The organism is Nocardia sp. NPDC060255 (assembly GCF_042727395.1).
GTDB lineage: Bacteria > Actinomycetota > Actinomycetes > Mycobacteriales > Mycobacteriaceae > Nocardia.
This window is the reverse complement of the sequence record NZ_JBHXAU010000002.1, coordinates 426859-438338: the sequence shown is the minus strand read 5'-3', so window position 1 is coordinate 438338 and position 11480 is coordinate 426859. Positions and strand designations below refer to the sequence as shown.

The following is an 11480-nucleotide window of genomic DNA, read 5'->3' as shown; positions in this document are numbered from 1 at the left end:
CACCATGAACGAAGTGAACACCGCCGCACCACGCACCAGGCGACTGTGGCGGATCATCGCGATGCTGGCCGGTGCGGTCGGCGCGCTGCTCGCGGTGTCGGTTCCGCTGCTGCCGGTGAACCAGGAACAGGCCTCGTTCTCTTGGCCGGCAACGCACTTGGCGAATGTCACCGCCCCGCTGCTGTCGTACTCGCCGGTGCGGGTGGACGCGCAGGTCCCGTGCGCGGCAATCAGCACCCTGGGTCCGCAGGGCGGGACGCTGCTGTCCACGGTGCCGCCCGCCTCCGCTACCGCGCACCGCTACGGCTTGAATGTCACAGTCACGCAGGGGAATCGGCTACAGGTGGGGCTTCGTGATCGCACGCTGATCGATACCGCGGTCGCTGAGCTGCCGCCGGACTGCCGACTGCTGATCGCGTCGGACAGCACCCGCACCACCGTCGATCTCGGCGGCAATCCGGTTGTGCTGGACGGTGATTACCGGCCACAGCTGGTGGGGTTGTTCACCGATCTGACCGGCGCGGCGCCGTCCGGCATGCAGGTGCGGGTGCTGATCGATTCGCGGTTCACCACCTCGCCGACGGTGTTGAAATTGTGTGCGATTATCGGTGCGCTGGTGGCCACCGCGTTGGCGCTGGTGGCCGTGCATCGGCTCGACCGCCTGGACGGCCGCCGGCGCCGCCGGGTGTCGCGGTGGCGCAGGTGGCGGCCGCGGCCGATCGATGGGGTGGTCGTCGGGATTCTGGTGCTGTGGTATTTCATCGGCGCGGGCACCACCGACGACGGCTACGTATACGGAATGGTCCGCGCCCGCGGGCACGCAGGCTATCTGGCGAACTACTTCACGTACTTCGGGGTGCCCGAGTCGCCGATGGGGCTCCCTTATTACCACCTGTTCGAGCTGTTGGCCCACGTGTCGACCGCGAGTATCGTGCTGCGGTTGCCCGAGCTCGTCGCGGGTGTGCTGTGCTGGCTGCTGATCAGCCGTGAAGTCGTGCCGCGACTCGGCATCGCCGCACGGACCGAGCGGGCCGCGCTCTGGGCCGGTGCGGGGGCGCTGCTGGCGTTCTGGCTCCCGTACAACAACGGTCTTCGGCCGGAACCACCTGTCGCCCTTGGGGTTTTGCTGACGTGGGTGCTGATCGAACGGGCACTGGCCACCCGGCGACTGACGCCCGCGGTCGCCGCGCTGATCCCGGCTGCCCTGTCCGCGGTGACCAACCCGGCGGGATTGATCTGTCTCGCGGCGCTACTGGCCGGCGCGCGCCCGCTGGCGCAGCTCGTCGTCGCGCGCGCCAGAACGTCCGGCTACGCGTCGGTGCTGGCGCCCGCCGCGGCAGCGGGCGTGGTCGTGCTGACGATCGTGTTCGCCGGACTACCGGTGTCCGAAGTCGCGACGATGTGGCAGGCGCACACTGTCGTAGGGCCCGAGTTCCATTGGTACGACGAGTACTTCAGGTACCGGCTGCTGTTCCAGTCGACCCCGGACGGGTCGGTGGCGCGGCGGTTCGCGATGCTGTTCATGTTCCTCACCCTTGCCGTCGCGGTGTCGGCGCTGCTGTACCGGAAGGGCCGGATTCCGGGGCTCGCGGCCGGGCCCGCGCGGCGGATCGTCGGCACCACCCTCGGTGCTGTCGCGTTGATGGCGTTCACACCAACCAAATTCACTCACCACTTCGGGGTGTTCGCCGGGCTCGCCGGTGCCGTCGCGGTGGTCGCGGTGGTCGCGGTGGGGCCGCGATCAATGCGATCGGCACGTAACAGAACGATGGTCGCCGCCGCAGCCGTCGCGGTGCTCGCCCTCGCGCTGGCGAGCGAGAACGGTTGGTGGTATGTGGCCGGTTACGGTGTGCCTTGGTGGGATAAACCTGTTGCGGTGCAAGGTATCTCGGCGGGCACGGCGGCGCTGGCCATCGCCGTGGTGCTGGCGTTGATCGCGGGCTGGTTCCACATTCGTGAACCGTTCCGCCGGACGCCGCGCCGGGCGCGACAACGGATACCCGTGCTGGCCGTCGCCGTGGCGCTGATGATCGCCTTCGAGGTGATCTCGCTCGGCTATGCCGCCGTGCTGCGCTACCCCGCGTATTCGCCCGCGACATCGAACTTTTCGGCGCTGGCCGGCAAACCGTGTGGGCTGGCCGACGCCGTACTCGTCGAACCCGATCCGAATGCGGGTCTGCTACAACCGCTCTCGGGCAACCCGGGCACCGCGCTCGGTGCGGGCACCGATGCCGGATTCACCCCCGACGGTGCCGACCTCGACGACCTGACACCCGATCCCTCCGACGCCGCGACCGGAACGGTCGGGAAAACCGTGGCAGGCGCGAACAGCTCCGCACCCGGCGGCGGTTCCGGCAAGCCCGGGAAGCCCGGAATCAACGGCAGCACAATCCCGTTGCCCTACACCCTGGATCCGGCGATCACCCCTGTCCTCGGCAGCTACGGCGGCCCGGCGGCGCCGACGAAGAAGCTGATCTCCGACTGGTACCGGCTGCCGGCCCCGGACCCGAGCGGCAGCCGCGGCGAGCTCGTCACCATCACCGCTGCCGGACACGTCGCCTCGACCGATGTCGACAACGTCGCCGTCGGCGGCGCGAACGTGCGCCTCGAATACGGTGTCACCGGCGACGACGGCGTGCGAGCGCTCGGCGCGATCGCCCCCGACGATGTGAGCGGGCTCCCGCCGTCCTGGCGGAACCTGCGGATCCCCTTGCCGCGCTTGCCTGCCGAAGCGAACGTGGTACGCATCGTTGCCGTGGTCGACAGCTCCGATCCCACCCAGTGGGTGGCCGTGACGCCGCCGCGCGTGCCGCAGCTGCGAACCCTGGACGCGCTCGTCGGCCACACCGACCCCGTGCTGCTGGATTGGCTTGTCGGCCTGCACTTCCCGTGCCAGCAACCGTTCCGGCATCGCGACGGCGTCGCCGAAATACCCGAATACCGCATTACCCCGGACTATTCGGGCGCGATGGTGACCGGCAACTGGGAAGCGCACGACGCCGGAGGCGTCCTCGGCTACACCCAACTGCTGACCCGATCCGAAACGCTGCCCTCCTACCTGAAGGACGACTGGAAACGCGACTGGGGCAGCATCGACCGATTTGTCCCGCTCGATGCGGCTGCGACACCGGCACGGCTCGACCTCGCCATCGTCCGCCGCCCGGGATGGTGGAGCCCCGGACCGTTGAACCTCGGCATCCGATGAGGTCAGCTTCCCGTGGTGTCATCGAGGACGCGGATGGCGGCGTCGACCAGGGTGGTGGCGGTCCGCGCGCACAGGTCGACGGCACGTTCCGGTGACAGCGCGCGGATATCGATGAGGACCATGAAGGCCTCCCAGCCGACGACCGTCGCCACGGCGGAAACGAGTTCGTCGAACTCCGCTGCCGGCATCCGATCGCGTATCGGCGCCAAGGCCCACTCGATCCAGCGAACCCGACGGTAGCCGCGGCGGGGTGTGTCCGGTGCCGGTGGCGCGGCGTCGATGGTGAGTTTCACCAATCGTCTTCCCAGCGGGAGTGATTCGACGATGTTGACACCCAGGGCGTGGGTCAGCGCGGCGACTCGGACGCGGGGGTCGGTGGAGGTGACGTGGTCGAGGATCGCGTCGGTATCGGAGCTGAGCAGGCCGAGGGTCGCATCGAGCATGAGCTGGTCGAGGCTGGGGAAGTGCAGATAGACCGTGCGCCGCGATACCTCGGCGGCGACGGCGATGTCGTTGACGGAAGGTTCGCCGCCCTCGCTGATCAATGCCATCGTCGCCTCGACGATGGCATTGCGGGTGCGGCGCCGTTGGGCGGCGCGGCCCGGCCCGTCCGCTGCGGAGGTAGCTCGGGTCATCGGTTCCGGTGCCTCAGTTCTATGTCTTGACAGCGGGTGCTGTGTAGTCAATATACTCAACTGCATTAAGTGCACAGCTGTGAATTGAGTGCACTGGGAGGAATTCGAGGTGGGCGGTGGTATCACTCGGCGCGACCGAGGCGGCCTAGCTTCAGGTATTCAATGCTCTGACCGAAGGCGTGGGGTGCGCCTCGGCGGGGCAGCGGGCCACCGGTTTCCGGACGGCGCGACGCCGACCGCTTCGACTGTCGAAGTGGTTGGCGGACAACTCATTCAACGAGCACGATGCGCCGCGCGGTAGGCGTCGACTGCGGACTCGAAACGGCGGACGGGCAGTCCGTCGAGAGTGGGAGACGACGTGGTGATCGAGCACACGACAGGGGAGTCGGTTCGGCGTTCGCGCCCTTGGCCGGGCGACGCGGGCGCCGAAGTGCACATACTCGGCCCGGTACGGGCAATGACCGGCGGCCGGAATCTCGGCATAGACCGTCCGCTGGAGCAGGCCGCGCTGGTCCGGCTGGCACTGGCCCGCGGGGTGCCCGTTCCGGACGGGCGACTGGTGGCCGATCTGTGGGGTGACGAGGACCTGCCTCGCCCGATCGAGCGTCTGCGCGTGTTGATTTCGCGGCTGCGGACGGCCCTGGGTGACCACAGTGCCACGGTGACCCGGTCGCCGTCTGGATACCGGACCACCATCGCCGCAGCCGATCTGATTGCCGTCGAGGCGGCCGCGGACCGGATGCACGCGGCGCAGCGCGCCGGACAGCATGCCGCGGTGCGGTCGGCCGCCGAAGACGCCCTGCGCTGGTGGCGCGGCCCCACGCTGGTCGACTTGACGTCCACACCGTTCGCCATCGCGGAATCGACCCGGCTCGAACAGTGGCGGCTCGGTTTGACCGTGGCCAGGTTGGACGCGGCGCTGCACCTCGGTTCGGGCGCCGAAATCGCCAGGGAGCTGGCCACATTGGTGCGCGAGCATCCACAGCACGAACCACTCGCCCGCTTGTATGCGCTCACCTTGTATCGGACCGGCAGTCAGGCCGACGCCCTCGATCGGCTGCACCGACTACGCCGAGCCTTGTCCGATGAGCTCGGCGTCGATCCCACCCCGGAAACGGCCGAGCTGGAGCTGCGGATACTGCGCCACGATCCTTCGCTGCAACCGCCGCGCCCAACCCACGCCCTCGCCATCGCCGACAGTTCAACGGACACAACGTATCCGACGCCCACGGACACCTTTGTCGGCAGACGTCAGGAGCTGGCGGCAGTGCTGGAAAGTCTCCGACAGTCGGCCGTGGTGACGCTGCTCGGCGGGCCGGGCAGCGGCAAAACCCGGCTCGCGCTCGAGGCTGCGCGCAAGGCCGCCGCCGAACGGACCGTCGTATTCGTCGAATTGGCGCCACTGCGGCGCGGCGACACCATCAACCAGGCGATCGCCGTAGCCGTCGACGCGGCCCCGGAGGCCGTCTGCGCCGCCCTGACCGGAGCGGTGCTCGTGCTCGACAGCGCCGAGCACGTCACCGAGGAAGTCCGGGCGACCGTCGAGGCCCTTGCGGTGCGGGTGCCCGGGTTGACCTTCCTGATCACCTCCCAGTCGGCGCTCGAGTTGCCGAGGGAGGTCGTGCTCCGGATCGGGGCGCTGGACCGCGCGGCCGGGCTCGAATTGTTCGCCGAGCGGGCGATGTGCCCGGTCACCGCAGCCGATCGGGCCGATGTGGTCGCGGTGTGCACGGCGGTCGATTGGCTGCCGCTCGGCATCGAACTGGCCGCCGGTATGACCAGGACGTTCACGATTTCCCAACTCGCCCAACGGATCGACGGACGTATCCGGCTGCGCATGGGTAGTCGCCGCGGCATCGGTGGCGGTCGGCACAGCAGTTTGCGTGCGGCCCTCGACTGGAGCCATGAACTGCTCGACCCGACGGAACAGGCGGTGCTGCGCCGGATTTCGGTGTTCGCCGGTGGGTTCGGGCTCGAGGCCGCCGAGCGAGTGGTGCCCTTCGGAATACTCGAAACAGCAGACGTCGCACCGGCATTGGCGGGTCTGGTGGACCGTGGGCTGGCCATGGTGCTGGTCGACGGCGGGAACCGTCGTTTCGTGCTCTTGGAGACGGTGCGCGACTACGCGTCGACCATGCTGGCCGCTGCGGGGGAGGCGCCGCTCGCCCGGCAGCGGCATGTGGCGTGGTGCCAGAGCGTGGCGTCAAGAGGCGAGCCGGCACTGCCGGACCGGTTCGCCGAATCAGCGCGCCTGCCTGCCTCGGCCGACCGGGCCGCCGACGGCCTCGGGGACCACTTGCAGTCCCTCGGTATCCGGCAGCACCGCGGCAATCCACCTCGGCACAGTGCTTTTGACGAAGTGCTGGTCCATTCATCGAACCGTCAGTGAGCCGGATCTGTGTCTGATCCGTACTCGCGTGAGGACAGTTCGGGTACGCACAGCCGAGGGCGCGATGGTAACGAAAATGGTAGATCCAGAACAGTTGTCGCGCGACCTGAGCGCGGCGGTGCACGGTGTCGGACCCGATGGGTTCGGGCAGATGATCGCCGATGCGGTCGGCAAGTGGGTGGCATTCGACGCGGTGCGCCTGGTGTGTACCAATCCGGCGTCGGTGCTCGCGCTCGGCTCGTTCAGCTGCTGGCATCGTTACGACCGCGATCTGCTCGAGGCGCTGGTGCTGGATCGGTTTCGGGGCGGCGATCCCTGCCGCCCAGAGGATTTGGTAGGCAGGCAAGCCCCGGTCGGCATCGTCGACGTCGCAGACGATCGCGGGTCGCGGGCACGGTGCACGGGCGAGCTGCTCGCGGCGCACGGTGTGCATTGCGAGTTGCGGGCGTTGCTGCGCGACCGTAGCGGGGTTTGGGGGTTTCTCGGGTTGGCCCGTGAATACGGTGCCCGGCCGTTCGATCACCAAGACGTCGAACGGATCACCCGGCTCGGCCCGATCTTGGCCAAGGCGATCCGCGAGTTCGCGCGGGATTGTTCGCTCGTACCCGCCGCGCCCGCACTCCGCCCGGGCGTGTTCACCATCGGGCCCGATCATCGCGTCCGGGGGGTCACCTCGGACGCTCAGGCCTGGTTCGCGCGGCTGTGGATGCCCGAGGAGCGGGGCGTTCTGGATTGGGTAGCAACGCCGTTCGCGGAGGAACTGTCGATGCGGATCCGGGCCCGAGTGGGTGCCTGCCGCGAAGACAAGCCGTTGATCTGTGCGTCCGTGGCGGGTGCGGGGCGCTGGATCGCGGTGCACGGTCAGCTGCTGGACAGCGCCGGAGCCGACGATATCGCGGTGGTGATCCAGGCCGCGCGCGGCGACGTGCTGTTGCCGTCGTTCTGCCACTGGTATGGCATCACCGCACGCGAGCGGTCGGTACTCGAACTGCTCTGTCGCGGCGAGTCGCCGAGAATGATCGCCAAAGCCCTGGACCTGTCGGCACACACGGTCAATGACCACCTCAAATCGATATATCGCAAGACGGCCGCCGACGGACGCGACGAGTTACTCGCCGCGGTCACGACGTAGGTGCAACGCGCGAGGTGTCACGACGGTGCGTTAGTCCCGCCCAGCACGGTCAGCAGCTCGGTACCGACCGGAACGCCCAGTCCGGTGCACGCGTCCCAGCCGGGGCCGGCCGAGTAGGAGCCGTTGGTGCCGGTGGTGATGTCGCGGAAGCCCGGCGCCGCTCGGCCGCGAGTCGCACCCTGATAGAGGGCCGTCTGCAGCAGGCCCTGCTTACGACCGAGAGCTTGGGCGAGCCTGCACACCAAACCGGCCCACAGTGGGGCGGACGCGCTGGTCCCGCCGACGACCTGGGTGGTTCCGTTCACGTAGATCCGGTAGCCGGTCTGCGGATCGGCATCGGCGGCGACATCCGGTACACCGCGCCCGGAGCCCGGCACGCCGACGTTGCCCTGCCAGACCGGCACGGGGTAGAGAGTGCTGACACCACCACCGGTAGCGGAGCTCGGTCCGTCGTTCCAGACGGTCTCCGACCGCACGCCACCGCTCGAGTCGAGTTGTAGTGTGGTGCCGCCGACACCGAGCACATAGGGACTCGAGGCCGGGTAGTCGACGTGATCGGCACCGTCGCCGACACCGTCGCCGCTGCCGCCGTCGCCCGCCGCGGCGGTCACGGTGACGCCGAGTGCGTTGCCGTCGCTGAAGGCGGCGTCCATGGCCTGACGGCCCTGTGCGGACCAGGATCGCTCGGGGCCGCCCCAGCTGATGCTCACCACAGTCGGTGTGGGAGTGGCATGTACCGCTCGGCTTATCGCGTCGATGAAACCCTGTTCGCTGTTGGGCGCGAAGTAGACCAGCTGAGCTGCCCGGGGTGCCATGGCGCCCAGCACCTCGATATCCAAGGTGGTCTCGATGGTGGCACCGTCGGTGCCGGGGCGGTTCACGGCACCATCGACGCTCACCGCGGTGACATTCGGTGCGGCGAGGCCGGCGCTGGTGAAATAGGCGCTCAGGTCGGCGGTGAAGAAGCCGCCGCCGAACTCGAGGATGGCTGCCGTCTGACCGGAGCCGTCCCCGGTGGGGAAGCGGTAGACCGTCGCCAATTGCGTTGGCACGTACGACACCGCCGGACTGACGGCGGTCTGCACATGCGGCCGGGCCACCGGCCGGGTGTCCACGCCGAGCACCGCGACGACGACACCGCCCAGTTCGGCGGGTAGCCGCAGGTCTCCGACATGAATGCGGAACTCGATGGGGTTTCCGGTCACCGGATCGGTACCGCGAACCGCACGCAGTTCGGTGTCGAACAGCTGCTGCACCACCGATGTCGTAGCGAGCGCCTGCACGCGGCGCGACGGGATGTCCTGGTCGACTATGCGCGCCCCCGCCGCCGTGAGTGTCGAAGCGACCAGCGTGATGTCGGCGGGATCGGCCCCGTATCGCGCGGCGAACTCGGCCGAGGCTACCGTCTCGCTACCGAAGACCAACCGGTCGGGCAGCGGCGCTCGGCGTCGCAGCACCAGGGTGAATCCGATCGTCTCGTCCGGGGCCACCGGACCGAGATCCGTGACACCGGCGATCGGAGCCGGCGAGCTTCCAGGTAACAGGACGTGCGTGGAATCTGTCATGGCTCTTCTTTCCAAAAGATTCCGGGACCTGGCAGAACGGGTTGTCCTGCAACAGGATCCACCGAGGATGCCGGGTCTCCGTGCAGGCAGGCAATCGTAGGCCGTGCTTCCTGGCGGAAGAAGAACAGATACCAGACTACAACTATGAGATCGTTCGGGGAATTTCCGCCCCGCCCCGGCACCAGAACCTGTCCGGCTATGCGAAGTGGGCCAAGGCCGACAACAGCCTGCGGCCGAACAACCGCTGCTCAGCTCCGGCGCGAGATCCCGGATCCGCTGACCCGCCGGGAAGGTCGCGAATCCGCTTCGGCTATCGCATAATTGAGCCGGAGGACGATATGGGTTTCACCAGCGGGCATTACACCGGCGCAACGAACGGCCGGTGCTTCGATCCAGTGTCCAGGCGATTCCCTACCCCGGTCCTGGTTATGGCGGCGCTGGCGGTCGCGTTGTCGATCAACGCCTGCACGCCAACGAATTCCGCGCCGGCGAGCGAGGCCGGGTCGGGCCCTTCCGTGGAGGCGCCGCCCGCGGCAGGTGTTCCGGTCGGTCCAGGCCCCACGAATTACACTGTGCAGCACCAACCTGGACCGGGGAGCTGCCACGTCCGGTTGACACCGGCCGGTCAACCGTTGCCGGATCCCGCGTGTACGCCGGGAGCGTTGAATCCGAAGGTGACACAATCGAATCTCGCGAACACGATCTGTAAATCCGGGTACACCAAGTCGATTCGCCCCGCCGAGGCGATCACCGACGCGGAGAAGAAGGCCAACGCCGAGTCCTACAGCTATACCGGCGATCCACACCAGGCTGAGTACGACCACCTGATTTCGCTAGAACTCGGCGGCGATCCCAATGACCCGCGCAACCTCTGGGTCGAGCCGCCGTCACCAGGCCACCAAACCAAAGACGGCGTGAACAATCCGAAAGACCAGGTGGAAAACAGCCTGCACGCGCTGGTCTGCAACGGGAAAGTACCACTCGCCCAGGCCCAAAGCGCGATCACCACCGACTGGACCACCGCACTGGCGACAGTCGGCCATCCCACCGGTAAATAGGGATCAATTGCCGTGGTGCGACTGTGCGGGGTGTCAGCGCCTGCCAGCCGGTCTTCCGTCAGAGCCTGCGAGGTCGGTGGCAGAGCAGAGCCTCACCGAGGACCCATAAATAACCGGTGTCAGGGGAGCCCGAGTAGTTCGCGGCCGGCCCGAATCACGGTGTCGCGTACTTCTCGGGGATCGTCGAGTTCTGCGGCTGACAGTGCTCCGTCATGCAGCAGCACGAGGACTCGCCCGGCATAGTTCGGATCGGGGTGCCCGGCGCGCTCGGCCAGCAGGGTCACGGTCTCTTGAAACCAGGCGCGGTGTTCGGCGACCGCGATCCGCACCGGGTCGGCCGGATCCGGGTATTCGGCCGAGGCATTGATGAAATGGCAGCCGCGGAAGCCGGCCGAGCAGGTGACCTGGCCGATCAGTTCCAGCAGCGCGGCGGCACTGTGCTGCGGACTTTCCTGATCCAGCGCCTCGCCGACCGCCGCGCGCAGATCTGCGTCGGTAGCGCGCAGATACGCCTCGACCAGGCTCTCCTTGGTGGGGAAGTGCCGGTAGAAGGTCGCCCTGGTGACGCCGGCCTCGGTCACCAGCCGGTCGACCGGCACGCTGTGGATCCCTTCGCCGTAGAACAGGCGGCGTGCGGTCTCCAGTAGCCGGTCACGCGGCTTCGATTCGGCGGCAACCATGGACTCCACCATAGAGGCAGAACGTTCTGTTGACACGTGCCCGGGGGCGCGCTTAGGGTTCTCGGCATGGAGAGAACGAACATTCTGTCTACCTCAGACCCGGTACTGATCCTCGTCCACGGCGCACTCACCGACGCCTCGATCTGGCATCCGGTCATCGCTCGGCTGCACTCGTCCGGGCACACGGTGCTCGCACCCGCCCTGCCCATGCGCAGCCTCGAACAAGACGCCGCCTACCTGGCCGCGGTGATCGCCGATACCGGGCGGCCGGTCGTGCTGGCCGCGCACTCATACGCAGGCGCGGTGATATCCCACCCGGCCATCACCGCGACCGGCGCCGTGCGCGCGCTCGTCTATGTCGCCGCCTTCCAGCCCGACACGGGCGAGAGCGTCGGTGAACTCAACGCCAAATTTTCCGGCAGCCTGCTCACCCCCGACAATCTTGCTATCGCCCCCAATCCCCTTGGCGGACAAGACCTCACACTGCGGCCCGAGCGTTTCGCCGAGGTTTACGCCGGCGATCTCGACCCGGCACTTGCCGCCGTGCTGGCCGCCGCTCAGCGGCCCATCGAGCCCGCCGCCCTCGCCGAGACACTGCCCGGCGAGCCCGCCTGGCGCTCGATTCCGTCCTGGGCGCTGATCTCGACCCGCGATCGCTCCCTTCCCGCGCAAACCATGCGTTTCATGGCCGAACGCGCCGAATCCCGCGTCACCGAAGTCGATTCCGCACACGCCGTGCCCGCCGCCCGACCCGAGCCGGTCGCCGAGGTCATCCTCGACGCCGCCCGCGCGATCGACCGCCTCGCTACTCCCTGA

Annotated in this window: 8 protein-coding genes; 5 read left to right on the top strand and 3 right to left on the bottom strand. The window is 68.1% G+C overall.

From position 1 onward, the window contains the following. Positions 1-4 precede the first annotated feature (4 nt). Positions 5-3205 (top strand): arabinosyltransferase domain-containing protein, encoded by a 3201-nt coding sequence (locus tag ACFWF1_RS07835; protein ID WP_379290736.1) that lies wholly within the window; start codon positions 5-7, stop codon positions 3203-3205. Positions 3206-3207: 2 nt separating this feature from the next. Here ACFWF1_RS07835 and ACFWF1_RS07830 read toward each other — a convergent pair whose 3' ends face one another. Continuing rightward, the gene (locus ACFWF1_RS07830) at positions 3208-3840 is read right to left on the bottom strand and encodes a TetR/AcrR family transcriptional regulator (RefSeq protein WP_379290738.1); all 633 of its coding nucleotides are present in this window, start codon (positions 3838-3840) and stop codon (positions 3208-3210) included. A gap of 358 nt (positions 3841-4198) precedes the next feature. Here ACFWF1_RS07830 and ACFWF1_RS07825 point away from each other — a divergent pair, with 358 nt between their 5' ends. Together ACFWF1_RS07825 and ACFWF1_RS07820 are read left to right on the top strand one after the other, a co-directional pair. Then, positions 4199-6229, top strand: coding sequence for a BTAD domain-containing putative transcriptional regulator (locus ACFWF1_RS07825; RefSeq protein WP_379290740.1), 2031 nt, complete (start codon positions 4199-4201; stop codon positions 6227-6229). Positions 6230-6305: 76 nt separating this feature from the next. After that, a complete protein-coding gene (locus ACFWF1_RS07820) occupies positions 6306-7361 on the top strand; it encodes a helix-turn-helix transcriptional regulator (protein WP_379290742.1) in 1056 nt (351 codons plus the stop codon). 17 nt (positions 7362-7378) lie between these two features. Here ACFWF1_RS07820 and ACFWF1_RS07815 read toward each other — a convergent pair whose 3' ends face one another. Further along, the gene (locus ACFWF1_RS07815; protein ID WP_379290744.1) at positions 7379-8926 is read right to left on the bottom strand and encodes a S8 family serine peptidase; all 1548 of its coding nucleotides are present in this window, start codon (positions 8924-8926) and stop codon (positions 7379-7381) included. A gap of 674 nt (positions 8927-9600) precedes the next feature. Here ACFWF1_RS07815 and ACFWF1_RS07810 point away from each other — a divergent pair. Further along, positions 9601-9984 carry a hypothetical protein gene (locus ACFWF1_RS07810; RefSeq protein ID WP_379290747.1) on the top strand — a complete coding sequence of 128 codons (384 nt, stop codon included), beginning with the start codon at positions 9601-9603 and terminating at the stop codon, positions 9982-9984. 119 nt (positions 9985-10103) lie between these two features. On the opposite strand, the gene ACFWF1_RS07805 is transcribed toward ACFWF1_RS07810, so the two are convergent. Continuing rightward, positions 10104-10664: a TetR/AcrR family transcriptional regulator gene (locus tag ACFWF1_RS07805; RefSeq protein WP_379290749.1), complete on the bottom strand. Its 561-nt coding sequence runs from the start codon at positions 10662-10664 to the stop codon at positions 10104-10106. A 66-nt stretch (positions 10665-10730) separates the two neighbouring features. Here ACFWF1_RS07805 and ACFWF1_RS07800 point away from each other — a divergent pair, with 66 nt between their 5' ends. Further along, positions 10731-11480: an alpha/beta fold hydrolase gene (locus tag ACFWF1_RS07800; protein WP_379290751.1), complete on the top strand. Its 750-nt coding sequence runs from the start codon at positions 10731-10733 to the stop codon at positions 11478-11480.

What these genes read in the sequence shown, in the direction of transcription:
- ACFWF1_RS07830 (WP_379290738.1), bottom strand. Translation starts at nt 3,840, where the DNA reads ATGACCCGAGCTACCTCCGCAGCGGACGGGCCGGGCCGCGCCGCCCAA.
- ACFWF1_RS07820 (WP_379290742.1), top strand. Translation starts at nt 6,306, where the DNA reads ATGGTAGATCCAGAACAGTTGTCGCGCGACCTGAGCGCGGCGGTGCAC.
- ACFWF1_RS07835 (WP_379290736.1), top strand. Translation starts at nt 5, where the DNA reads ATGAACGAAGTGAACACCGCCGCACCACGCACCAGGCGACTGTGGCGG.
- ACFWF1_RS07805 (WP_379290749.1), bottom strand. Translation starts at nt 10,664, where the DNA reads ATGGTTGCCGCCGAATCGAAGCCGCGTGACCGGCTACTGGAGACCGCA.
- ACFWF1_RS07815 (WP_379290744.1), bottom strand. Translation starts at nt 8,926, where the DNA reads ATGACAGATTCCACGCACGTCCTGTTACCTGGAAGCTCGCCGGCTCCG.
- ACFWF1_RS07800 (WP_379290751.1), top strand. Translation starts at nt 10,731, where the DNA reads ATGGAGAGAACGAACATTCTGTCTACCTCAGACCCGGTACTGATCCTC.